Source organism: Martelella sp. K41-7, assembly GCF_055808365.1.
In genome coordinates, this window is sequence record NZ_JBVVRV010000002.1 from 39103 (window position 1) to 62981 (window position 23879).

Consider the following 23879-nt stretch of genomic DNA (forward strand, 5'->3'; position numbering starts at 1 on the left):
GGCTAAACCTATCGCGCTGATGGACCGAGTGACGTGAGATAGCCCAGAACAAGATGGCGGATGTGGTAGCGTAGTGCGTGCAGGTCTGTCGGCTTGCCAGCTTTGCCCAGAACAATCTGCACGACACCTGCCATAGCCGCATGGATGACGGCAGCGACCTGATCTGGCGCATCAACTGCCACGTCTGGCGCTGTCGTCAACATGTCCCGGATGGCGTCGACGGACCGTTCGGACAATTGCTCGATCAGTTCGAGGCCCTTCAGATCGTAGGCAACCGCATACAGGGCTCTTGTCACATCCAGTCGCTCTGTTTTGGCGTCGATGAATTCATCCGTCAGCGCCTGAGTCATCGCTGAAAGCGGCTGCCCATGCTGTTTGGCACAGATCGCGACCACCCGGTCGATGACCTTGCGAAGGTGGCGCTCAAGGATTGCCACCATCAAGCCGTCGATATTGGCGAAATACTGATAAAGCGTGCCGACCGACACGCCGGCTCGTTCGGCCACCCGGGTCGTCGTCAAATACCGGGGGCCAGACTCGACCAGAACCTGAATCGCGCCCTCGAATATTGCCTCGACAGTCGCTTCAGAGCGCGACTGGACCGGTATTTTGCGGGGCTTTGCCGGGACTTCGTTCTGCAGGGACATATGCGAATTCAATATCCGAAGGATTGCTCATATTTTGAATGAGTAGCCGAACCCGCACCCAAAGGAAATACCATGATCATGTTTTCTGAACCAACCACGTCACACCGCAAGATTGCGCTCGTCACCGGCGCTAACAAAGGGATCGGTTTCGAGATCTCCCGGCAACTGGCAAACGCCGGAGTCCATGTCGTTCTTGGTGCCCGCGATGCTCAGAAGGGTGAAGATGCGGCCCGGACCCTGCGCGCCGAGGGTTGTGATGCGGACTCGATCCACATCGACCTTGGCGACATCGCGAGCCTTGCCGAGGCGGCTGTCGACTTTGAAAGGAAGTTCGGCGCGCTTGATATTCTTGTCAACAATGCCGGAATTGCCCGTCAGGATGACGGCCCGCCGGACACGGCCAGCCCCGACGCCGTGCGCGCCACGTTCGAGACCAATTTCTTTGCCACGCTCGCAGTCATCCAGGCATTTCTTCCGCTTCTGAAGACGTCGCCCTCGGGCCGCATCGTCAATGTCTCCAGCGAGTTGGGCTCCCTGACGCAGAACGCCGATCCCGCATGGGCTTTCGCAGAACACCAGCTGATTGGCTACAACGCATCCAAGGCGGCGCTGAACATGCTTACAATCCAGTTGGCCAAACTCCTCGCGCCCTCAGGCATTCTCGTCAATTCCGCCGATCCGGGATTCACCGCAACCGACCTGAATGGCCACCAGGGCTTTCAGTCCACCAAGCAAGGCGCGGCCGCTCCCGTCAGACTGGCCCTTCTAGACTCCTCCGGCCCCACGGGTGGCTATTTCAGTGCAAATAGGGGACTGCCCTGGTAAAGTGCTGATTGAGAGAGATGATCGATCGCAATCTACCACGGCAGAGCACGTTCCGGTGGCTCAAATCGCTTCGGCAAGCTGCGTGGCGCGAACGGCCCCTTCAAAGAGTCTACGCCCCAGCATCAGTAAGCACTCCATTGCTACCGCGGTAATTTAGCCTTGATGCGCAGCACGAGGTCCTTGTCGTCCACGAAGTCGTCGAGGAATTCGTGCCATGTCCTGGTGGTGAGACGGGCAGCTTTGATCAGATCGGTCAGCTCTTCGATACCGTCATCGGTCAGGGCTGTGACCGTCTCGTCGGGGCCCACGTAAACGCTTACAATGCTCCCGTAGGTCAGATTTTCGTCGTTATAGACGATGGCCTCGAGGAGTTCGGCATCTTCGTCCAGCATTTTAGCGACGTAGTCGAGCGTGCAGATATGGGTGATCGCAGCCATCACGCGGCCTTTGAGTGAGCAGCGGCCATCGGCGTCCAATTCCATGGGAGTAATTCATCCAGCCGGTTGATCTTGTGATCATGGATGCGGTCGAGGATGTCAGCGAGATAGGCCTGCGGGTCCAGGCCGTTCAGCTTGGCGGTTTCAATGATCGTCATGGCGCGTGCGAGTGTTTCCGCACCGGTGTCGGCCCCGGCGAAGAGCCAGTTTTTTCTTCCGATTCCAATCGGTCGCAGAGCGCGTTCCGCCGGATTATTGTCGATGGCCACACGACCGTCTTCCAGGAACAAACTGAAGGCCTCCCGGCGATTGAGGCCATAGCGGAAAGCCTTGGCGAGATTGCCTTTGCCCGGAATGCGCAAGAGCTGCTGCTCGGACCAGGTAAAGAAGGCCAGAACCTTCGGCAGGCTATGCTTTTGACGTGCCGCGTGACGGACGTCAGCAGGGTGGCCACTGATGTCGCGCTCAATGTCATAGAGTTTGCCTATCCGGTCGAGCGCCTCGCGGGCGATCTCGGACTTGGTCGATGTCCAGAAGTCGTGGAAGTCACGACGCAGGTGCGCCCAGCAAGCCGCCGGGAGTGGGAAAAAGCTGGGGTTCAAGCCGCAAGGGCAAACTTAGCTTGCTTGAGCCGACCATCGGCAATCGCTGCCCGAACCTGCAATACCCGATGGGCGCCGGCAGGAGACCAACGCATCTGCCGCTTTTTGTTCATCCGAGCGTTCACGAGGCTATTGGCGGCGCTTTCGGCCGGAGAACTCGATATCGGCTGACCCGACCGATATCGATGGCAGTAGTCGACAATCGACGTTGTGTTCTGGACCAGGTAGGACCGGAGATTGCTGATCAATACGGACAATCGCTTGAGCTTTTGGTTGGCCTCACGAAGCGTGGGGTGCTGCTCCAACTGGTAGAGCATATTCTTCACGGCTCTCGTCGCCTCCCTGACGTAGCCGCTCCAAAGCAGATGGCGAAGCCTCGGCACATCAGCCGCAACATCTCGAAGGTAAATGTTCAGATCGCCGATATGCTTGAGGCCTTGCCACGTCTGTTCGATGTGCCGAAGCCGCATCGACAGATGGAACCAGTCAAGAATATGCGTCACGGGCTGCCTTGTTGCACTGAGCACGATGCTTTGCAGCCCGACGTCACCGTCGCTGAAAACAGTGACGTCGCGGCCAGGCAGCCATCCTTGCGCTCGCATTGCGGAACGAACCGCATCGTGCTTGCCGGTAGCCACATGCGGTGCGGCCGCGAACTGACGCGGTAGCCGCCCCGGTGAAACAACGCGTCCCATGGCGATCTCGAAATGCCGACTCTGATATCCAGGAACTGCACGGATATAGGCACCATCAATGAAGACGGAAATGGAGGATCCGCCGGCCCGGCTCATGCGATAGGGGCTCGCGGCATCCCATTTTTCGATCTGATCGGCCACCTTGGCGAGCCGGTTGACGACAGTTCGATGATTGTGTGGCCGCGTGGTCGGTACAAAAAGATCGAGTACACGAGCTGCTTCACGAAACGACAGGCGCGAACCGAGCTCAGCTTGTACGCGCTCCAATTCCGGCGTCGCTCTGCCCTTCAACAAGGTCTCGATGTTTCCGGTGTTCGACTTTGCCGGCTTTCCGCAGCTACAGCTGCGGAGCCGAGGCACCCGCAGGCGACAAATACCAAAGAGCGAATGGACCGTGCGAGATCGATAGTCATGAACCCCTTGAAGGCGGCCACAGTCGTGACATTTCCGATCGTGCTGGCTGGCTTGATCCACCTGAAACTGCGTAAGCTCTTCTTGCAGGCGGCGTTGTATCAACTTGCCTTCCTCAAGGGACAGGCCGAATTCATCGAATCGCGCTCCCTCGACCATGCGTTCTACAACTGCGATTTCTCGGCGCTGACGAACGCCATCGGGCCCGACTAACTCGACAACAACATTCAGCTTCAATTGTGACATCCACGAGTACCCTTCTGAAAAGGGTTCTGGTTACGCTTTATTTCTTACCCCCACCTTTTTCCCGCTCCCACTATCGGGGTGCGTGCGGCACGATCACGCTTCCTTCCGAAACCAAGGGCTTCCAAAGGATCGCTGCGTCATCGGAGAAAACATATGCCGACTATGCCAAAGCCATGCGTGACGCGGTTACTCAGATCACCAACAACTATGCGCCGACAGCGGATTCAGTCGCACTGGCGGTTTCTCAAAGGGAGCCTTTACCTGACTATAGGGGCCTTGCAGATGATCTTGCGGAATGGCGCGAACTTCATGCCAAGATCCTCAAAGACTATATCGCAACCGACAAGCTGCAAAAGGATGTGCAATCGGCGGCTTCCGAAACGGAAACAATCAATGTCAACGGCATCAGCGACAAGGAACAGAACGTCGACCTGTCTGCCAGTCTAAAGGATGGCGGATGGCTACAGGCGGGTTACTACTATCAACTGATCAGCCGTTTTACGGCCGATGCTTCGGCCGTCGCCGGAGGCATTCCGCAGACGACTCCCGGTGGCGCAATCGGGGCGACGGCCAATCCGAAAGGACGTGTCGGAGAGTCTATTGCCTCGCAGTATGACGACGCCAACTGGTATCTATTCGGTTCAGCCCAGGGTGACGCCACGAAATTCCTTGAGAGTTTCGCTGGCACCTATAATGGTGTGGTCGAATGGTGGAACGAGAGCGTCGCCAGAAGCAATGTTCGCGCCTTTACCAACGAGCGCGCAGCCTTTGCGGATTCAACGGCCGACATGACATCCTATATGGTGTCTGCCGGCAATCTGTACGAAGCCTTCGACTTTCTGAACCCGGCTGCCAATGACGGCGACCCTATGGTGGGCCTGATCGCCGTCGGCAATCAGCTGGCGTTCTATAGCAGCGTCATCATGATTTCGCTCGCGGTGCTGGCAGCGGTGCCTTTTCTTGGACAGTCCGTGATCGCGTTCGCCGGCTTCCTCGGCTGGGTTTTGAGCGGTATCTCGGTTGCCGGCTACTTCATGGCGTTTGTGCTGCCAATGATCCCGACAGTGATTTGGGTCATCGGCGTGACGGCCTTCTTCCTGTTGGTTGTTGAGATGATCTTCGCCGCACCACTTTGGGCGATCGCTCACTTGTCGATGGAAGGCGAAGGTTTGGGCGGTCGGCAGGCCAGACGCGGATACGTCATGTTGCTGGCGCTGACGGCAACACCGGTGCTCATGCTCTTCGGTCTTCTTGTGGGCATGATCATCTTCCGGATTGGCGGAACACTTCTCAACGGGGGCTTCTACTACGCCATCACCGCAGCTCAGGCTCTGTCTGGTGACAGCTACACCCAAATCACCTGGTTCATCGGCATTTTGGCCATCATGGTGTTTATGCTTTTCGCCTATGTCGTCATGCTGGAACGTTCTTTTGCCTTGATCGCCGAATTCCCTGGCAAGGTGTTCCGACTGATCGAGCCGGATGCCGTCAGCGATCTCGACACCCATGCAGCCATGCGCGCGAACGTCGCCGCTGGTGGAACAGCCGGCTCAATGGGCAGCCTGACGAGTTCTGCAGGAGGCGGCTTTAATAAAAGAATTGCGCGCAAGGCCCCTAAAACAAATGAATAAGGAAGGACAGCAAATGGTTGGCACCAACTCGCCCGTTTCAGTTCGGTTGGATGTCGATACGCGCGAGAGACTGAACGCCTTGGCTAATCGACTGGAAAGCACCCCACACGCACTAATGCGTCAAGCCGTTGCAGAGTTTGTCGAAAAGCGCTCAACGGCCAGCTCAAGCTCAAACGCCAAATCAAAACTGAAAGTGATCACTCGACCTTTGAGGATCGTGTCCCTGCATGTGGTGTAGTTGGATCGGTGGTCACCAGTGTTTTCCGCTAGGGTCGGGTTGTCAAAGACCAACCTGATGGAAAGACCACCGATGACCGACGATATGATGAACCTGCGCTCACTGATTGAGAAGAGCGCCGATGCCGATTTGCTCCGCGAGATGATCGGCTTTGCCGCCGAGAAGCTGATGGCGCTGGAAGTGAGCGCGAAGACCGGCGCGGGCTATGGCGAGAAGAACGCGTTCCGGCATGCCCAGCGCAACGGCTACCGCGACCGGGACTGGGAGACGCGAGCAGGGACGGTGGAGCTTCGCATTCCGAAGCTTCGCACCGGCAGCTATTTCCCGAGCTTCCTCGAACCACGGCGCATGGCCGAGAAGGCACTGACGGCGGTGATCCAGGAGGCCTATATCCAGGGCGTCTCGACCCGATCCGTCGATGATCTGGTGAAGGCCATGGGCATGTCTGGCATCTCCAAGAGCCAGGTCTCCCGACTTTGCGAGGAGATCGACGACAAGGTGAAGGCCTTTCTCGAAAGGCCTATTGAAGGAGAATGGCCCTACCTCTGGATTGATGCCACCTACATGAAGGTCCGGCGCGGCGGGCGGATCGTCTCCGTCGCCGTCATCATTGCCGTCGGCGTCAACACCGACGGCCGGCGCGAAGTGCTCGGCATGGAGGTTGGCACATCCGAGGCGGAGCCGATCTGGACGGAATTCCTGCGCAAGCTGACAAGGCGGGGTCTGCGCGGCGTCAAGCTGGTCGTCTCCGATGCCCACGAGGGCATCAAGGCAGCCGTGTCGAAGGTGCTTTGCGCCACCTGGCAGAGGTGCCGGGTCCATTTCATGCGCAATGCGCTCGCCCATGCCGGGAAGAACGGGCGGCGGGTCGTCTCCGCCTTCATCGCCACCGCCTTTGCACAGGACACGCCGGAGGCGGCGAGCACCCAGTGGCGCAATGTTGCCGACCAGATCAGGCCGAACGTGCCGAAACTCGCCACGCTCATGGACAGCGCCGAACAGGACGTGCTCGCCTATATGACCTTTCCCAGGCAGCATTGGGCCAAGCTTCACTCGACAAACCCGATCGAACGCCTGAACGGCGAGATCAAGCGCCGCACCGAGGTCGTCGGCATTTTCCCCAACGATGACGCCATCGTCAGACTGGTCGGCGCGCTACTCCTCGAACAAAACGACGAGTGGGCCGTCCAGCGGTCCCGCTACATGACCCTTGAGACCATCGCCACAATGAGCGATGATCCGCTCATCAGCCTGCCCGCTGCGGCAAGCTGATCCGTTCCCGGCCCTGTCCGGAAGGCATGGCGAACGCCGAAGCTACACCACGCTGCGGGACACGATCCCTTTGAGAACGCCCGGTCAGATCGAATCGGGCGTTTCTGCTTTTCAGCAAGTGCTCTGATCATGATAGGCGCACATCAGTCGTGTCGGCTGTGCCGCGGCGTCAACCTCTGAGTTTTCCGACTTGATGTGTTATTAATCGAAGAACATTGCCCGGACAAAACCTAGAGAAGGAGCACGGAAATGCGCCCCCATTTAGATCGTTCAAGCTAGTTTTCGATTTCCCTGAAAGCTGCCGATCCGCGCAGGTTGCTGCAGTGCCTATTCTGTCCTGGTCGGATGGATCTGCTATTTCCTTGCCCATGGAACGTGTCAGACAGAGACGTTTCTGGTCAGGCATCGCTCTAGAAATCCGGCATCGGCAACGCCACCTATGTGCAGAATGGTCGAGAGCCAGCGGCCGAGCGGTACGACGGAAGCGATGCGGAAAAGATGACGGTACAATTCGACTTCGACAACAGCTACGCGCGTCTCGGCGCCGCCTTCCTCCGGCCGACCGTGCCGTCACCCGTCGCCGCGCCGCATCTCCTGAAGGTGAACCGGCTGCTCGCCGAGGAACTCGGGCTCGACGCGGATGTGTTGGACAATGCTGAAGGGGTTGAAATCTTCGCCGGCAACCGGCTCCCAACAGGAGCAGAGCCGATCGCGGCGGCTTACGCCGGACATCAATTCGGAAACTTCGTGCCGCAACTCGGCGATGGGCGCGCCATCCTCCTCGGCGAGGTCGTCGACCGACAGGGTCGGCGGCGCGACATTCAACTGAAAGGGGCTGGCCCCACCATCTTCTCGCGCAGTGGGGACGGACGGGCCGCGCTCGGCCCGGTTCTGCGCGAGTATCTCGTCAGCGAGGCCATGGCCGCGCTCGGCATCCCAACCACGCGGGCGCTGGCTGCAGTCGCGACGGGAGAGCCAGTCTACCGGGAAACGGCCCTGCCGGGCGCAGTCCTTACGCGTGTCGCCTCCAGCCATATACGCGTCGGCACGTTCCAGTTTTTCGCGGCACGGGGCGACGACGCTGCGGTTCGCCAACTCGCCGACCATGTGATCGACAGGCATTATCCCGAGGCCGCGCGCGCTTCCAATCCCTACCGCGCTCTTCTTCAAGGCGTCTGTGCCCGTCAGGCGGAACTCGTCGCATGCTGGATGCAGATCGGCTTCGTGCACGGCGTCATGAACACCGACAATATGTCGATCGCGGGGGAAACGATCGACTACGGCCCCTGTGCCTTCCTCGACACTTACGATCCCGCCACCGTCTTCTCTTCGATCGACCGGAACGGGCGTTACGCCTTCGCCAACCAGCCCCGCATTGCACACTGGAACCTCGCGCGTCTGGCAGAATGTCTGCTTCCTCATCTCGATCCGGACGAAAACAAGGCCATTGAAGTCGCACAGGACGTCCTCTCCGGCTATGCCGACGCGTTCAACACCGCTTATGTCGAAGGCTTTCGCGCGAAGATCGGTTTGCAGACACCGCAGAAGGAAGACGACGCGTTGATCGAGGATCTTCTTGGGCATATGGCCCAGCAGTCTGCGGACTTCACCGTGACCTTCCGCAATCTCGGCAAAGCGGCGGAAAGCGAGCAGGCCGATGGGGCCGTGCGCGGTCTCTTTGCCGATCCAGCCGCCTATGACGGCTGGGCGGCGCGCTGGCGTCAGCGCCTCGCGGCCGAACCGGGAGAGCCGAGTGAACGTCGCGTTGCGATGGATGCGGTGAACCCGGCGATCATTCCGCGCAACCATCTCGTCGAGGAAGCGCTTGCCGCCGCAATGGCCGGCGACCTGGCACCCTTCGAACGCTTGAACAAAGCACTGGCCACGCCCTTCGAGGATCAGGCGGAGTTCGCCGATTATGCCGGCCTTCCGCCGGTGCCCGCGGCGCCCTACCGAACCTTCTGCGGCACGTAAACGCGCGGCCCACGAGCGAAGCAATCCTATTCAGCGGGCCGGGGAGCGGCGCTTTCAGTGGCGATTATAAACCCCGTTTCTGCCGGTCCGGAAGGCGCCCCCATGTAGGCCGTTCACCGCCTCTCGACTTCGTCCTTAAAGCTGCCGTTCGTTACATCACGAGCGGTAATCCTCCCCTTTTTAACGGGGCTTTTTGGTAGAATTCACGCAGCCATTTTCAGTTTCTGTGCGGGTGTCATTCCGCCGATGCCCATATTGGGTCGCTCGTTGTTATAGCTCCATAACCATTGTGTGGCGAACGCCTGCGCCTCTTCGATACTCTCGATGATGTATTGGTCAAGCCATTCGTGTCGTACTGTCCGGTTGTAGCGTTCGACATAAGCGTTCTGCTGCGGCTTTCCAGGCTGGATGTAATTCAGCGCAATGCCCTGATTTTCAGCCCAGTCCATAAGCCTTCCACTGACATATTCCGGGCCATTGTCAACACGTATTGCCAGCGGTTTGCCGCGCCACTCAATGATCTGGTTCAGGCTACGGATGACACGCTCCGCAGGTAGAGAGAAATCGACCTCAATGCCAAGCCCCTCACGGTTAAAGTCATCCAGAACATTCAAAAGCCGAAACTGCCGGCCATCGGCCAGCCGATCCGCCATAAAGTCCATGGACCAGACCGCGTTCGGCGTTGTCGGGACATTGAGTGTATCCGGTTTTTCCCGTTTCAGCCGCCGGCGTGGCTTGATCCTGAGGTTCAGCTCAAGCGCGCGGTAGATGCGATAAACACGCTTATGATTCCAGCGCCGTCCCTGTACGTTCCGCAGATAGAGAAAACAAAGGCCAAAGCCCCAGTTCTTCTTTGCCTGCGTCAAGCCGGTCAGAAGATCGGCGATCTGTTCATTCTCATCATTGCGTTTGCCTTTGTATCGGTAGCAAGTTTCGCTGACACCGAACGTTCGGCAGGCAAGTGCTATGCTCACCCCACGTATCGCCACGGCTTGCGCGGCCACCTCCCGGCGTAGAGATGGCCGCGTCATTTTTTCCCAAAGCCTCTTTCAGCAGTTCGGTTTGCATGCTCATCTCCGCATACATCTTTTTCAGACGGCGGTTCTCGTCTTCCAGCGCTTTCATCTGGCTGATCATCGACGCATCCATGCCGCCATATTTGGCCCGCCATTTATAAAAACTCGCTGAACTCATCCCGTGCTCCCGGCAAAGTTCAGGCACAGGAACGCCACCTTCTGCCTGACGCAGAATGCCAATAATCTGTGCTTCGCTAAATCTCGTCTTTTTCATCAAAATCTCCTCAGTCATAAAACCCGAGAAAATTCTACTTTTGAAGCCCATTATTTTTCGGGGGGATTACCGTTCCAAATGGCTGGCGAGCCTTCGACACAACAAGTGGCCGCTGGAGGTCGCATTCTACCAAGCCGAGACCGCCCAGGTGTGGGGCTAGCGGATTATGGTGCTGCTGGTCGGCCTGGAAGATGAAGACTCTGTCGGATACGTCGTCACTCAGTAGCACTTCCATTGACGGCTTTCGTGATCTCAGGATTCACCCGCGAACGTTCAAGAATAAGGTGGAAAGCGGCCAGGCGAAAATGCGCCCCAATTCCGGCCGTTCAACTGTCTCTTGCGATCGCCCGAAAGCAGACAATGCATATGGCGTAACCGAGTTCTAGGCGATCACTTCAGCGTATAAGTTCGAATCCGGCCCGGTCCGCCAAACACCGCCGATTGACGCCGAAAATAGCCTATGTGCCGCCGATCACCGCACGCCATATGGCGCGATTGGAAGGGTCAACGGCACATGGCGGGTTATCTTTTTGAGACCCTTTCAGCAGCGCCTGCGTCAACCGGGCGCAAAGCCAATATCGCGATGACAATAAGAATCAGCGCTACAACGGCAACCCATGCTGCGCCAGCCGGGTAGACGCTGGACGCCAGCGCGGTCGCTCCTGCGACACCTAGGTTCATACTGCTTCCCGCCAATGCCATCAGCGTGCCTCTGCGGGTGGGTGAGAGTTGCGCGATATGGGTTTGCAGGCCCGGAGCGCCGATGCCGCCAAGCACCGCCCACATCGCCAGTGCAAGCAGAACCAAAGCCGGAGCAAGGCTGTCAAAGACATAGGTGACGGCAATCGCTGCCAGCACGAAGATCAGCGCGATCCGCATCAACGCGCGACCGCTGCCGATGCGGGCCAGCGCCATCGGCATGGTGAAATTGCCGACCAGCGTGAGGATGCCAAAGCCGGCATAGACCATGCCCACTGTTGCCGTGTCCCATTCGTAAAGGGAACGCAGTCGCTCGCCCACCAGCGCGAAGCAACCGACCGCGCCGCCGAGGCCAGAGGCCATGGCGATCAGGCTTCCCCATGCGCCCGGCACGAAAAGCGGCCCCACCACATTGTCAGCATCGGCGTTCGGTCGATGATTTGGTGCCGGTGTCGTGCGCAACGACGGCAGGCCGATCAAAACCACGATTAGAGCCATTCCACCGAGCGCCGCAAAGGCGAACCGCCATGACCAAAACTCCGCCGACAGCGCGCCGATGCCGGGGCTGAGAATGATGCCGAGCGTGAGGCCGGAAGTGACGAAGGCGATGGCCTTGGGCGCGGCCTTCTCGCCAAGGTCGCCTGCCATCGCCATGGCGATGCCGAGCATTCCGCCGCTCGCCGCCCCAGTCAGGATGCGGGTGGCAATGCCCGTCTCGAATGTAGGGACGAAGGACGTGGCAATCGACGCGAGGCCGAACACGAGCGTTGAGGGGACAAGGACGGCGAGCCGCCCGTATCGGTCGGAAACGCCGCCAAGGATAGGGGCCATGATCGCCAGTGGCAGACTGTAGGCCGTGATGAATAGCGCGATGCGCTCGGCCGGAACCGAAAGGTCAGTTCCTATCGGCGTGAGGATCGGCCCCAACAGGAATTCGTCGGCCCCCACGAGGAAGGCGATCAAGAAGAGAAGTATCAGGCGCAGCATGGTGTAGGTCGTTCCTTTCGTGATGGGTCGAAAGGGACTCCCGAAACATGGCGAGGCGGTCGAGTACCGCTTCCCGCTTTGCATCAAGATCGGCTCTGAGCCGGTCGATATGCTCCAGTTTTTCCAGCAATTGCGGAATACCGCCCTCACACGGTCCTGCACCCTCGTCGGAGAGGCAGGCCGCCATGGCGCGGACCTCGCGTGTAGAAAAGCCTGTCGCAATGAGATCGCGGATGCGTCCCGCCCGGCGCAGGTCGGTTTCGCTGTAGCTGCGATAGCCATTCTTCGAGCGCTGGGCATCCATGAGGCCCGCCTTCTCATAATGGCGCAACATGCGCTCCGTGATCCCGAGCCTTTCGGCAGCTTCCTTGATCTGCATTTCGGTCCCTTTCCACGCTGCCCTAGCACCTTGACATTAGTGTCAATGTCAAGGCCGAATTTCAAGAATGATGCCCGTGTTTCGCGACGACGGATGGCTCGCGGCTCTCTCGCGTCAGTGCGGCATTTGACTTGCTGGTGAAACGCGAAAGGATGTCATGGCGAGTCAATTTGTAGGGCTATGGCGTAGGTGTAGTTCTCGGTTTCGCCGTCTTCGGCCCGCCAGATTTTTTCGGAAAATCAATTCTTTATTTTTAACTTGGTCCATGTCTCGATCTGGATGTGGCGTGTTTATTTGCGCCGTTCCTCGCGAGCGCCACGACCGGGGCGCAGGCGATACAAGGTCACACGATCGATGCGGTCGCAAATGCGTCCTTTTCGCTTATGGTTGGCGTCTACAAAACTCGGGGCTATTCACTTCATGATCGAACTATACCCGAGATCGAACAGCGATTGAGGGAATCGCGTTGCGGTTTTTGAATCGCAATAAGGAGCGGGGATGGAGAAAATGGAAATTGACAGGCGGGTCGACCACTTTTTCACAACGATGGAAACTGTTGCGTCGGCGGCGACGACTTTGGGGCGCAGGCTTGCCTATGAACTAGGATCGGACCTGAATCTACTCGATTATATGCGCACGGACGAGTTGGGTCTCTCCCGCATGATTGCCGATCTCCTTGATCCCAATGGAGTTCATGGGCAAGGCGATGTGTTTTTGGAGCTGTTTCTGAAGCTATGTGATTTCACCGCCGCCGTGGTGACTGACGACATAACGAATATACGAGTCCTGCGGGAAAAACGGGTATCGGAAGGACAGATTGATATCGTTCTTCAGTTGCGGATGGTGGATTTTCTGATTATCGAAAACAAACCCTATGCTTCCGAGCAACCCGATCAGATGGAACGTTACGCCTCTTATATTAAGCGCGCTCATGTGCGCGAGGGTGGGCATCTGGTCTATCTTTCTGGTCGTGGGACCGAATCGCAGACCATGAATGTCTCTACAATTGAGGAATTTGGCGGGCGATATGTAACAATCTGCTACACGAGCCAAGGCGACCGACCGAGCCTTTCATCCTGGCTTCGCTCGTGCGAAGCGCGAGCAAAAGCGCCGAAAGTGCGTGTCTATCTGTCTGACTTCGCTGACTGGGTTGAGCAGAATTTCACTGATTTATCGGAGGAGGTATCGAATGAATAGGTCTGAGTTTGAAGCGGTGAAGTCTGCTGTCAGCGCGCGGTTGCTTGCGAGCGCCCAGAAAGGGAGTTTGTCAGAGCTAGAGCTGGCGGCTGCCGTTTCCGAGACATGGATTGAAATCCTCGACCTTCAGATCAAGGAATTTCTCCATCGGTTAGATCAGCGCATTGCCGCAATGGAGGACGGAATTGTGGTTTCTAACGACGCTGCAAGAAAAGCGGTGCGTTGGGCTGGAATTTCCTGGCGGCGTCAAGGCTGGCCATCTGAGCTCTCGGTCAGAATTGAGTTCGACGATCCGAACTACTATGGCGTGGCGGCTGGAATTCGTGCCTATTGTGGACCGGAAGAGCTGCGTAAGCCTATCGACTCGACTTTATGGGGCATGCTCAAGCACGTTAACGTCGAAGAACTAAATTTGCTTCGCAATCGTGAAGAATCGCGGCCTTGGTGGCCGTTTTTTTCGAGGTTTGTTGATGTAGGCGATCTGAAGACACCGGCCGGGTTGGCATATATGAAAGGTGGTGCTCTGGTGGAAGGGCGACTTCTGGAAGATGTTCTGGCCGAAGATTTGCTGCAGCTTGTTAGATTCGTGGATACAGTGCTGAAGAAGCATGAACCGTGAACGCTGCTCGTCCTCGGCCAACTAGGGCCGACACGCCGGAGCCAATGCCTTTAATTGTTTCTGCCCGTTGCGGATGTCGCAAAGGTTCGCCGGGATAATCCTTGGCTCCTCATCACCGGCATCCTACGCGTGATCACAGTAGTTAACTCGGAGATCACGATGGCGACAATACGCAAGCTCAGAGGGCGCTGGCAGGCACAGGTGCGCCGTCGTGGGTTGAAACTGCGTAAGTGTCATCGACAATGACATTCCAACCCGAAGCAGGCAAAACTCCTGACCTCCTTTGGAAGCAGCTAATTTCTAGTCTATTTCAGTTGTTACTAACCTTCAGTTAACCCTTGGATTGTAGCCAATATGCTATTGGCTTCTCGGGGGCGTCATGACTGTCATTGCATATCAGCTTGTTATCGTGTTCACGCTGACTGGAGTTCGTCTACTTCGTTCAAAATTATTTTTGGCCGCCGCCTGGGGTTGGACGGCTTTTTCTGTCATCAATCTTTTCTATCCACCATTGTTGTTCCTGCAGTTGGCCGTCGTTTGGGGAACGTATTTCCTACTGAGGCCCAGACATCAATTTACCTCGCCCTCATTGCTCGGGCCCAGCCAACCGCCAGAGCTTGTGTCAGACACCCCGCGCGCGAAGTTGCAAGCGGGCAAACAGGATTTGGAAGAGGAGGCGCGCGCGGATGAGGGGTTCGTCGGAAGCCTCAATTCATTTAATCGCGAACTTGAAAATATTCTTGAGGCAACCAGACTCTCAAACCGGAAGCTAAATATCTGTTCTCCGATCAAAGTGCAGACGAGGGTAATCGAAACAAAGTTTAAACTTGCGGACTTTCCTACAGATCTCGAAGGCTAAAAAACGCGCGCTGTCTCCGGACACACTCGAGGAACTTAGGGCGCGAATGGAGCGTCAAGCTGAGGCGGAACGCAATGAGAATCCTGAGGACGACAAATCTACCGGTAGTTTGCTCAAAATCAACCGCGACCGCCGCGAAGCGCTCTCCCAGGTTGATACGTATGACGCGGAGACGAAGCAGGCACTCACAGACGCATTCTATGCCGAAGTCGAAAACCAAGCCAAAAGTTTCAGGGAAATGGCGAGTAGGCTAGAGGCCGATCAGGATCTCTTGTCCCGATTTGTTGACTTGATGGCCTCCACAAAGGGTGGTTCCGAGCTGTTTCTTGCCGTCGTGGCCAGTATTGAGAACTCTAAGGTTCTAGAATCGGACATCATAGCCGCTCAAAATGAAACGCTAAGTGATACTTTTCTTAGAGCAATTCTGGAAGACGTTAATGCGGCTCCGAATGGAGCTGAAGATAAGGGGGCTATCACTGATAGCCCCGGACCACCGCCGCCGGGAATGCGAGAAGAAGGTCCCGCTTTCATCGAAGAGTCCTTTTCGCATGATCAGCGTTCTCCCTTCGACATCTTTTTCGAGAGTGACGATCGTGCACACAATCTTGCCGATTCCTGGATCGGACGTGAACGAGAGGATATTGAGGAAACCGCTCTGGAGCTGGACATCCCGTTTCTCGTGCATTTCACGCGGTGCTCGAATTTGTCCTCTATCATGAAATACGGATTAATCCCGGTGTCGACTGGCCGCCAATCGGGGATACGCCAAGAGGTGAATGACCATAACCGCTGGGACAGGCACCGCAATGCAACGTCCCTTTCGATTGGTTTTCCCAACTACCAGATGTTCTATAAATATCGCCAGCTTAACCCGGATATCGATTGGGCCATCTTGTTGCTGAAACCCAGAATTTTGTGGCAGCTGGGCTGTGCATTCTGCCGACATAATGCCGCTGATCGCCGTATTCGCAATTCAGATATTGGCGATCTCAAGAGTGCTGCCACATTCAGGGCGATGTTCAATGAGGACGATACGCTCTCGGCCCGCTCGGTTGAACGCCTTGAGCGCTATGATCCGACGGACCCACAGGCCGAAGTGCTTGTCTTCGGTGCGATACCGCCGGAAGAGATAACCGGAGTGGTGTTCGAAAGCGATGAAGCTGCGCAGCGCCACAGTCAGGCTGTCGGCAAAAAGGAGCGGATCGTTTCTAGACGCCAGTCCTTCTTCTCTGTCAAAGGTGATAACCTGTTTGAATCACGCAGGTTCGCTCGAAAATACGGAAAATAACAATGGCCGCACGACCAATTTTTATTCCGGTGACTGACGGCAAAGTCTATGTAAAAACCCAGTTCGTCACCTTCAAATGGTTTGCGGGGATGTCCGCAGCTCAGAAAAAAGTCAGTCGCTTCACTGCACGAAGCCAGCCTGCAATCGGTTGGGGTCAATTCGGTGTTGGAAATATCGAGTAAATCCGAAGAGAGTCTCGGCATCGCACTCAGCGCATTCAATTTGAAGCTAAATTACCCGCAAACTGGGAACCCACTGCCTCTCGAATGCGCTTTTCAGGGCAGCAAGGTTTTTGAGGAGGGCGGCCCCTATACGGATCTGTTCAATGTGTCGCCGCGCGAAGCCAAGCGGGACCCGCGCTTGAAGTCCTCTGGTCGATTGGTGGCTTTTCGGTTCGGTGGTGAAGACTGGCCACTCGAGCCACAGACTGGCTTTTACGATTGGCTTTACATCAGTGCTCTTGTTCGCCAGCCTCAATTGGCTGAACGTTTGTTGGACTATTCAGCCTTCACGGATATCGAGTTTAACCCCGAAAAATCGATTAACTGCCAAGCCTATTCGGCGGCACTTTATGTATCGCTTTCGCTTCGCGGATTGCTTCGGCGGGCGGCGACAGACAGAAAGGCGTTCCTTGCTGCTCTTGATCAGGTCTTGATCTCGAATGCACGGCAAGACGATAGTGCGCAGGGCAGCCTGTTCTAACAGGCTGCTGCAAAACTGCTCGTCAGCGGGCAGAGTTTGTGATTCACTTTCGGCATTGATTTGCGGGGGTTGATTTATGCGCGGTCGATCGGATCACGGGGATGAGCTTTTTAGTTTCGTACGGCTGGAGGAACGCGTTCCGGCGGATCATCCGTTGCGGGCGATCCGGACGCTGACGGATGAGGTTCTGGCGTCGCTCAGCGGTCGGCTTGAGGTGCTTTATGCGCGCGTCGGCCGACCTTCGATCCCGCCCGAGATGCTGCTTCGGGCCACGCTTTTGCAGGCTTTCTTCTCGATCCGCTCCGAGCGGATGCTGATGGAGCAGATCAACTACAATCTCTTGTTTCGCTGGTTCGTCGGCCTGTCGATGGATGCCGATGTCTGGCATCCAACCGGCTTCACGCACAATCGTGACCGTCTTCTGGAAGCCGATGTGGCGCGGGATTTCCTGTCCGCGCTGATGACCCTGCCCAAGGTCAAGCGGTTGATGTCGAGCGAACATTTTTCGGTGGACGGCACGCTGATTGACGCCTGGGCGAGCATGAAGAGCTTTCGTCCCAAGGATGGCTCGGGCGATCCGCCTCAACCGGGACGCAATGGCGAGCGTGACTTTCATGGCGAGAAACGCTCAAACGAGACGCATGCCTCGACAACCGATCCCGATGCGCAGCTCTATCGCAAGGCCAATGGGCGGGAAAGTCGGCTGTGCTACATGGGCCACGCGCTGATGGAAAACCGCAACGGGCTTGTCGTCGATGCCGAACTGACGCTGGCGACCGGGCTGGCCGAGCGCGAGGCAACCCTTGCCATGCTCGACCGGCGAAGCACAAAAAGCCGACGCATCACGCTTGCCGCCGACAAGGCTTATGATGTCGAAGCCTTTGTCGGGAGCTTGCGCGCCCGCAAGGTCACACCGCATATCGCCATCAACGGCAGTATTTCCAGGACCGGCAAGCTCCGTAAAACCGCCATCGACAAGCGCACGACGCACCATCCCGGCTACGGCATAAGCCTGCGCTGCCGCAAGCGCATCGAAGAGGTGTTCGGCTGGGTCAAGGCGCAGGCCGGTTTCGCCAAAGTAAAGGTCCGGGGAAGGCCGAAAGTCGCCGCCGTCTTCGGATTCGCCATCGCGGCCTATAACCTTGTCAGACTGCCGAAGCTTCTTGCACAAGCCGCCGCATAGGCCGCCGCCCAGCCACCAAAGAGCAAGGGCCAACACAGGCGACCGAAGTCAGCACCCGCATCAAACGCAATACCCAGCCGAATGCGCCACCAAAACAACCAACCCAGCTGTCAACGGCGGCGTAAAAACCGGCCACGGGGCGGAGCAAAAGTCGGCCACCTCGGGCGCAGGTATGAGGCCCGCGGGAGGGCGTAGCCCGAGCGGGGGCCTCATACCTGCGTAGCGATTTTGAAGGGTTTCAGCTGGCCTTTCGGGCACGGCTTTGGGCGAGACGATAGCTGTCGCCATTCATTTCGAGAATGTTGACATGGTGCGTGACGCGGTCGAGCAGAGCGCCGGTCAGTCGCTCCGAACCCAGAGTTTCCGTCCATTCGTCAAAGGGCAAATTGCTGGTGATCAGGGTGGCGCCCCGCTCATAACGTTGCGAGATCAACTCGAACGGCAGTTCCGCGCCAGTCTTGGAGAGCGGCACGAAGCCGAGTTCGTCGATGATCAGCAGCTTGTACCCTGCCATCTGCTTTTGGAAACGCAAGAGACGCCGCTCGTCACGGGCTTCCATCATCTCACTGACCATGGCTGCGGCTGTGGTGAAGCCAACAGACAGGCCCTTCTGGCAGGCTGAAAGGCCGAGGGCGAGCGCTATGTGCGTCTTCCCGGTTCCGCTGGGGCCGAGAGCGATGACGTTCTCGCGACGCTCGATCCATTCGCAGCGGGCCAGCTCCAGCACCTGCATCTTGTTGAGCTTCGGGATGGCGGCAAAGTCGAAACTGTCGAGGCTTTTGACGACCGGGAATTTGGCTGCCTTGATACGCCGCTCGACCTTACGACGATCCCGTTCGACCATTTCCCGCTCGGCAAGCCGGCTGAGGTACCCGATGTGGTCGACGCCCTCGGTGGCGCAAAGCCGGGCCAGTTTCTGATACTCCCGCTGGAAGGTCGGCAGCTTCAGGGTCTTGAGGTCGTGGGCAAGCAGAATCTCGGGTGCTTCGGTGCTCATGCCGCTTCTCCCTTCCCCGATGACAAGAGGCCCATGTACGCCTTCGCCGATGTCGTCTCGACGGTTGCTCTCGGCAGGTAGGGATAGATCGACAGATCCAGTCGCGGCGGCCGGCGCTCCACCCGGCAAAGAATCAGATGTTTGACGGCGTCGAAGCCAATCGCGCCGAGTTGCAGGGCTTGCTTGATCGCCGCATGCAGGTCAGCCATATCGAAGCTTTCCAGCAGTCGAAGAACCTGCACGTATTCTCGCCGGCCATGCTTTGCCATGCGGCCTTCCATCAGCCGGCACAGTGTCGCAAACTCCTCCGGCAGAGCCCAGCCCTGCAGAGGGGCCGCCTGATCCAGCGCATTGATCTTCTGTTCGATCAGCGGCAGGTAATGAACAGGGTCGAAGATGACATCTTCCCGATCCCAGCTCCTGGGATGGCGGGCGATGATCTCGCCGCGGCAACCAATCACCACCTTGTCGACATAGCCTCGAACCCAAACGTCCTGATGACCGTAGGCGACAGGCACGGAATAGTCACCGGATTGTAGTTCAGCGCGGCACCAGGACCCCACACTCTTTAAATCTTTCAAAGACTTATCGTGCCGATCGGCGTCGAACCCCTATGCCGATTTACATTCATCTCGTCATCGCAGTCCATGCGAACAGCTACGGGCCACACAAAACGCTCTATAACCGTTTCATTCGCTGGAGCCGTCTTGGCGTGTTCGACCGCATCTTCGCGGCGCTGGCCGGTGAGGCTCCCAGGCCCCAGCGCATCATGATCGACGCCACGCACCTGAAAGCGCTCCGCACTGACGAGGGGCGCCCGATCATCATGCTGCTCAGTGAGGGCCAGATGAGCGATGGGGGGCGCTCAGTGGCGCTGGCAGGGTTGGGGATACCGGGCCAGTCCCGCCTCTTACTGCACCGCAGCTTTTGCAGCTTCACCATCGCGGCGCGTCTACTTGCTGTGCACCGCGTCGAACGAGTCCCGTGCGGCATCAACCTCGGGCAGCTTTTCGAGCGTCCACTCGTGCAGGGCTCGAAAAGGCTGCTGCAGCGTTCGCCCAAGTGGTGTGATCTGATACTGAACCGCAACCGGCGAAAGCGAAATAACCTCTCTTGCGATCAAGCCGTTGCGTTCCAACCGGCGAAGGCACTGGGTAAGCGCCTTCTGGGTGACGCCTTGCAGCCTGCGACGGATGGCGTTGAACCTCAGCGGTCCGTCGTCGAGCACGGCCAGGACCATCATCGACCATTTGTCGGCGATCTGATCGAACAATGCCCGGCTAGGACATTCTGACGAGAAACAGATCGGTTCAAGTTCAAGCATGGCTGTTTCCTTCAATGTTCCAAGGCGACTTCAGGCGACTGACTGACGCCAAGTCTACAACGTATACCATGCTAGATAATTGAAAACGGAGTCTCTGTCATCCCCATCCCCATCCCGATTCCAGCAGCTTGTTCCACCCGTTTACCGCCCGGTCGCTCGACCTGAAAAAGCCACATCGTCATTGGCGCCGATGACGCGCCGGTTCTCTCCTGAAGGTATTCCGGGGCCAGTCAGCGCAGCCTGCTATCAGCAGCGGGACGGTTTGGACACCCCGGGCGAACCGCGCCGCGTCGCCATGAACGAGCAAGTCATCGCCGATACGGTCGCGGCCTTTGTCAAGGCTGCAGCGGACGCCAAGCGGCTGGGCTTTGATACCGCCGATATGCACGGTGCCCACGGTTATCTCATCGACCAATTCTTTTGCGCGGGTACCAATCTGCGCGCCGAACGTTGTGGTGGCCTCACGATCAAGGATCGTTCGCGGTGGTGATCGTCAGCGCCGTGCCGGGCGGTGGGCCCAGATTTCCCGATCATCATGCGCGGCTGCCAGTGGAAGCAGCAGGATTTCAGCGCTCGGCGGGCGGTCTCTTCGACTGAGGTGGAAGCACGCAAAACTCCGCGCGGAAATCCTCAAGCATCTTCCTTTGTACACCCTCGGCATCAAAGTTCTCCGGCGCAAGCCAAGCCTCATAGGCAGGCCGCAGCTTCGTCCAATCTTTGTCAAGCATCGCGAACCATGCGGTGTCGCGGTTCCGGCCCTTCACGATCAGGTGCTGGTGAAACACCCCCTCGTGCTGGAAACCGAAACGGTGTGCTGCCCGTTTGGACGGCAGGTTTTCGTTGTCGCATTTCCACTCGAAGCGGCGATAGCCGAGGTCGTCAAAGATGTGATGGGCAAACAGGAACAGGGCCTCGGTTGCCGCTGGCTTTCGTGACACCAATGGGCCCCAGTAGATATGGCCGATCTCGGCCACACCGTTGTCCGCATCGATCCGCATGAAGGCCTGCCGCCCTGCAACCTTGCCCGATGCTTTGTCGATCACAGCAAAGAATAGCGGATCCTCGCTTGCTGCCGACTGCTCCACCCAGGTGCGAAAGACGTCGCGGTCGGTTGGCGAGACATTGGGCAACCAGCGGAACCGCTCGTCCCCATCCGGTTGGGCCGAGGCATCGAACAGGCCGTCCGCATGCCTTGCCGGATCGAGCTTTTCCAGCCGGACGAACCGTCCGTTCATCGGCTCGGTTCGGGGTTTGGGGCGCTGGGTCCATCTGGACAGGTCTTCTGCCATTTCAGGCTCCTTCTTGAATGTTCGACCGGCTTAACCGGCATACTCAGGCCTCAGGACCGGCCACATTTTCCAGCGTCTCGCCCCGGCCGATCCTGACGAAGACATACCGTACGTCATCTCCGCCTTGCAGGATCTGCGCCCGATGAATCACACGGCGTGGGAAATAGGCGTAGTCACCCGCTCCGAGTTCGAAAGACTGCTTCCCGCCCGTGCCATGATCGACGCGGATGCGGCCCGAGAGCATATACATGACGCTGTCGAAGTCATTGTGGTGGTGCCACTGGCTTGGTTGATCCAGCGCAGTAACATGACATTCGCCGACCCAAAGCTCCCCAACTTCCAGCGCCTTGCGCCGGATCTGCCCTGGCGTGATCGGCCCCTCTTCAAGGTCCGCCGCGCGGATGATGCCAATTTCGGAAAACAGTTCCTTGCCCATAAGACTTCCTCTCGATGCAGTCATGGTCTGTCATGCAGTATCGACGGTTCGTCTGAAAAACAGAAGGACAAGTCTTGTTGCGAAACGGACAAAGACTAGGGTCCGTCAAGATGCAGTTTCCGGGCTTGTGCCGGGGTCATGCCAAAGGTTCGGCGGAACGCGACCCCGAGCGCGGATTGACTGCTGAAGCCGACCTTCTGGGCGATGCGGTCTATTTCGCCGTCGGTCATCAGCAGGGCGAACGCCGCGTTCAGGCGCGCCTGTAACCGCCATTGCCCAAAGGTCATCCCGGTATCGTGAAGGAACAGCCGCGCCAGTGTCCGCGCCGATGCGCCGCAAACTTCGGCCCAGTCATCAAGCGTTCGTGGATCGGCAGGATTTTCGACGATGGCCCGCGCGATCCTGGACAAACGCGCTTCCCGCAGTTGCGGCAGGCGTGTCATCAGGGTTTTGGCCCGTCCGATTTCATCGATGATAAGGGCGATGATATGCGGGCATCGCCCGTCAGGGGCCCAGTCCACCGGTTCGGCACAGATTGCAAGGATCAGTTCCCGCAGCAGCGGATTGACCGTCAGCACCCGCGGTTCCTGGACGAGAGCCACAGCCATGGTTCGTTCGATGAACAATTCGCGCATCGCGACATCGCCCTCCATGGAGATGGAATGCGCTTCGTCCGCAGGCAGAAACAAGGCCTTGGTCGGTGGAAGCAGGAACAAAGCGTTTGCGGTTTCCACGCGCATCAACCCCGAGATCGCGTAGACAAGTTGCGCTTTGGGATGGCTGTGCCTCCCCGAGGAAAGCCCATGTGGATAATCCATGGCGAAGCCGACGACACTGCGATCAGCGCGTTCATACTCATCAATAAGCGCCTGTCGTTCTGGCGAAAGAAATATAATTTCTGTTTTCATGCGGCCACGTTATTCGCCGCGTCGTTCGCTGGCAATTGCGCCAGTGGAAAGCCCGCCTTCGGGTTTCGTAGATCCGAGACCCGAACGGGAGCTTTGGGCAGGTCGCTCCGCGTGCGAACTGGTGCAGACTGATGGCCTCGCATCACTGATGGTTCGAGAACCGCAGTCCTAAATGTGCCCTGCTGGTCTCCATCGGTGATGCAATCGACAAGCGCCTGCATCTTCGTTTTGCCAGCTCGGAGAACACCTTCGACGATCTGCATGCGAGGAAGGTTTATGCCGTTTCGTCTGCTGGAATGACAGATAGTGAATGGGGACTGCGATTGGAAACAGGGCGGAGAAGAACTTATTCGCCTCCAGGTATCCCTAGACCTACCAAGTGTATTGCGAGTGCCTAATTGACGCTAGGTTTATTTAATATACTACTTCGTCGACAACGCAGACGGAGTATTTTATGTCACAACGAACCCTCATCCAAGACAGACATTCCGTCTCCAAATCGTCGATAGATCTCGCTCAGGCTGCCGAAATGGGCTCCAGGGCACCTTTCGTGCGGATCTGAGCATTTCCAGGAATGAATGCAAATGGTGACTTCCGAATTGCGACTTGAGACCTCGGCTATTGGTTCAAAGTCAGCGCCAGCCAGTCGCCCTGGCAGGCCTGTACATCACAAATGGTCGCGTTCGGGATCCCCGGCTTCATTCAGATATTCAACCAATCGAGAAAGCAGAATCAGAGAGAAAA

The 23879-nt window shown here is 57.6% G+C and carries 22 protein-coding genes and 5 pseudogenes; 14 read left to right on the top strand and 13 right to left on the bottom strand.

The window, feature by feature from the left end:
- Positions 1-8: 8 nt before the first annotated feature.
- Complete coding sequence (locus tag AC0L7L_RS20595; protein WP_272214515.1) at positions 9-647, bottom strand: TetR/AcrR family transcriptional regulator; 639 nt, start codon at positions 645-647, stop codon at positions 9-11.
- Between the two features lie 78 nt (positions 648-725).
- Between AC0L7L_RS20595 and AC0L7L_RS20600 the strand changes: the two genes are divergently transcribed.
- The gene (locus tag AC0L7L_RS20600) at positions 726-1472 is read left to right on the top strand and encodes an SDR family oxidoreductase (protein WP_473514126.1); all 747 of its coding nucleotides are present in this window, start codon (positions 726-728) and stop codon (positions 1470-1472) included.
- Positions 1473-1612: 140 nt separating this feature from the next.
- On the opposite strand, the gene AC0L7L_RS20605 is transcribed toward AC0L7L_RS20600, so the two are convergent.
- The 3 genes and pseudogenes from AC0L7L_RS20605 to AC0L7L_RS20615 form a co-directional block, all read right to left on the bottom strand.
- Positions 1613-1909 carry a hypothetical protein gene (locus tag AC0L7L_RS20605; protein WP_272214513.1) on the bottom strand — a complete coding sequence of 99 codons (297 nt, stop codon included), beginning with the start codon at positions 1907-1909 and terminating at the stop codon, positions 1613-1615.
- Positions 1909-2484 (bottom strand): annotated as a pseudogene (tnpC, locus tag AC0L7L_RS20610) (IS66 family transposase); the annotation flags it as partial. The gene AC0L7L_RS20605 and the pseudogene tnpC, both read right to left, overlap by 1 nt.
- 23 nt (positions 2485-2507) lie before the next feature.
- Positions 2508-3863, bottom strand: a complete 1356-nt coding sequence (locus AC0L7L_RS20615; protein ID WP_473514129.1) for an ISKra4 family transposase — start codon at positions 3861-3863, stop codon at positions 2508-2510.
- Between AC0L7L_RS20615 and AC0L7L_RS20620 the strand changes: the two genes are divergently transcribed.
- From AC0L7L_RS20620 to AC0L7L_RS20635, 4 genes are all read left to right on the top strand, one after another.
- Positions 3857-5494: a DotA/TraY family protein gene (locus tag AC0L7L_RS20620; protein ID WP_473514131.1), complete on the top strand. Its 1638-nt coding sequence runs from the start codon at positions 3857-3859 to the stop codon at positions 5492-5494. The two genes, AC0L7L_RS20615 and AC0L7L_RS20620, sit on opposite strands and share 7 nt — an antisense overlap.
- 13 nt (positions 5495-5507) lie before the next feature.
- Complete coding sequence (locus tag AC0L7L_RS20625) at positions 5508-5732, top strand: CopG family ribbon-helix-helix protein (RefSeq protein ID WP_272214512.1); 225 nt, start codon at positions 5508-5510, stop codon at positions 5730-5732.
- A 72-nt stretch (positions 5733-5804) separates the two neighbouring features.
- Positions 5805-7004, top strand: coding sequence for an IS256 family transposase (locus AC0L7L_RS20630; protein WP_473511190.1), 1200 nt, complete (start codon positions 5805-5807; stop codon positions 7002-7004).
- A gap of 498 nt (positions 7005-7502) precedes the next feature.
- Positions 7503-8978, top strand: coding sequence for a protein adenylyltransferase SelO (locus AC0L7L_RS20635; RefSeq protein WP_473514133.1), 1476 nt, complete (start codon positions 7503-7505; stop codon positions 8976-8978).
- A 203-nt stretch (positions 8979-9181) separates the two neighbouring features.
- Here AC0L7L_RS20635 and AC0L7L_RS20640 read toward each other — a convergent pair.
- The 3 genes from AC0L7L_RS20640 to AC0L7L_RS20650 all read right to left on the bottom strand — a co-directional run bounded on the left by AC0L7L_RS20640 (position 9182) and on the right by AC0L7L_RS20650 (position 12333).
- Positions 9182-10268, bottom strand: a protein-coding gene (locus AC0L7L_RS20640; RefSeq protein ID WP_272209663.1) for an IS3 family transposase whose coding sequence is annotated in 2 segments (ribosomal slippage) — positions 9182-10013 and positions 10012-10268 — 1089 coding nt in all. Because the reading frame shifts where the segments join, the coding sequence is not laid out codon by codon here.
- 522 nt (positions 10269-10790) lie between these two features.
- Positions 10791-11954 carry an MFS transporter gene (locus AC0L7L_RS20645; RefSeq protein ID WP_473514135.1) on the bottom strand — a complete coding sequence of 388 codons (1164 nt, stop codon included), beginning with the start codon at positions 11952-11954 and terminating at the stop codon, positions 10791-10793.
- Positions 11863-12333 (bottom strand): MerR family transcriptional regulator, encoded by a 471-nt coding sequence (locus tag AC0L7L_RS20650; protein WP_272214508.1) that lies wholly within the window; start codon positions 12331-12333, stop codon positions 11863-11865. The genes AC0L7L_RS20645 and AC0L7L_RS20650 overlap by 92 nt, the downstream gene beginning before the upstream one ends.
- A gap of 498 nt (positions 12334-12831) precedes the next feature.
- On the opposite strand from AC0L7L_RS20650, the gene AC0L7L_RS20655 reads away from it, so the two are divergent.
- From AC0L7L_RS20655 to AC0L7L_RS20680, 6 genes and pseudogenes are all read left to right on the top strand, one after another.
- Positions 12832-13530, top strand: coding sequence for a PDDEXK-like family protein (locus tag AC0L7L_RS20655; protein ID WP_272214507.1), 699 nt, complete (start codon positions 12832-12834; stop codon positions 13528-13530).
- Positions 13523-14149, top strand: coding sequence for a hypothetical protein (locus AC0L7L_RS20660; protein ID WP_473514137.1), 627 nt, complete (start codon positions 13523-13525; stop codon positions 14147-14149). Before AC0L7L_RS20655 ends, AC0L7L_RS20660 begins: the two co-directional genes overlap by 8 nt.
- Before the next feature lie 379 nt (positions 14150-14528).
- Complete coding sequence (locus tag AC0L7L_RS20665; RefSeq protein ID WP_272214505.1) at positions 14529-15008, top strand: hypothetical protein; 480 nt, start codon at positions 14529-14531, stop codon at positions 15006-15008.
- A 46-nt stretch (positions 15009-15054) separates the two neighbouring features.
- A complete protein-coding gene (locus AC0L7L_RS20670; protein ID WP_473514139.1) occupies positions 15055-16296 on the top strand; it encodes a DarT ssDNA thymidine ADP-ribosyltransferase family protein in 1242 nt (413 codons plus the stop codon).
- 2 nt (positions 16297-16298) lie between these two features.
- Positions 16299-16998, top strand: a pseudogene (locus tag AC0L7L_RS20675) (DarT1-associated NADAR antitoxin family protein).
- 76 nt (positions 16999-17074) lie between these two features.
- Positions 17075-18181 (top strand): IS5 family transposase, encoded by a 1107-nt coding sequence (locus AC0L7L_RS20680; protein ID WP_473514141.1) that lies wholly within the window; start codon positions 17075-17077, stop codon positions 18179-18181.
- A 238-nt stretch (positions 18182-18419) separates the two neighbouring features.
- Here the strand turns inward: AC0L7L_RS20680 and istB are convergent, their stop codons facing one another.
- Positions 18420-19178: an IS21-like element helper ATPase IstB gene (istB, locus tag AC0L7L_RS20685; protein ID WP_272214502.1), complete on the bottom strand. Its 759-nt coding sequence runs from the start codon at positions 19176-19178 to the stop codon at positions 18420-18422.
- A complete protein-coding gene (locus AC0L7L_RS20690) occupies positions 19175-19759 on the bottom strand; it encodes a Mu transposase domain-containing protein (RefSeq protein ID WP_473514143.1) in 585 nt (194 codons plus the stop codon). Before AC0L7L_RS20690 ends, istB begins: the two co-directional genes overlap by 4 nt.
- A 77-nt stretch (positions 19760-19836) precedes the next feature.
- Here AC0L7L_RS20690 and AC0L7L_RS20695 point away from each other — a divergent pair.
- Positions 19837-20061 (top strand): annotated as a pseudogene (locus AC0L7L_RS20695) (IS5/IS1182 family transposase); the annotation flags it as partial.
- A gap of 69 nt (positions 20062-20130) precedes the next feature.
- Here AC0L7L_RS20695 and AC0L7L_RS20700 read toward each other — a convergent pair.
- Entirely contained in the window at positions 20131-20502 is a 372-nt protein-coding gene (locus AC0L7L_RS20700; RefSeq protein WP_473514263.1) for a winged helix-turn-helix transcriptional regulator, read from the bottom strand.
- A gap of 128 nt (positions 20503-20630) precedes the next feature.
- Here AC0L7L_RS20700 and AC0L7L_RS20705 point away from each other — a divergent pair.
- A pseudogene (locus AC0L7L_RS20705) lies at positions 20631-21106 on the top strand (oxidoreductase); the annotation flags it as partial.
- On the opposite strand, the gene AC0L7L_RS20710 reads toward AC0L7L_RS20705, so the two are convergent.
- The 3 genes from AC0L7L_RS20710 to AC0L7L_RS20720 form a co-directional block, all read right to left on the bottom strand.
- Positions 21069-21791 (bottom strand): GNAT family N-acetyltransferase, encoded by a 723-nt coding sequence (locus tag AC0L7L_RS20710; RefSeq protein ID WP_473514144.1) that lies wholly within the window; start codon positions 21789-21791, stop codon positions 21069-21071. The pseudogene AC0L7L_RS20705 and the gene AC0L7L_RS20710 sit on opposite strands and share 38 nt — an antisense overlap.
- A 43-nt stretch (positions 21792-21834) precedes the next feature.
- Positions 21835-22251 carry a cupin domain-containing protein gene (locus AC0L7L_RS20715; protein WP_272214500.1) on the bottom strand — a complete coding sequence of 139 codons (417 nt, stop codon included), beginning with the start codon at positions 22249-22251 and terminating at the stop codon, positions 21835-21837.
- Positions 22252-22322: 71 nt separating this feature from the next.
- Entirely contained in the window at positions 22323-23135 is an 813-nt protein-coding gene (locus AC0L7L_RS20720) for an AraC family transcriptional regulator (RefSeq protein ID WP_272214499.1), read from the bottom strand.
- A gap of 100 nt (positions 23136-23235) precedes the next feature.
- Between AC0L7L_RS20720 and AC0L7L_RS20725 the strand changes: the two are divergent.
- Positions 23236-23413, top strand: a pseudogene (locus tag AC0L7L_RS20725) (ISNCY family transposase); the annotation flags it as partial.
- Positions 23414-23879: the final 466 nt, after the last annotated feature.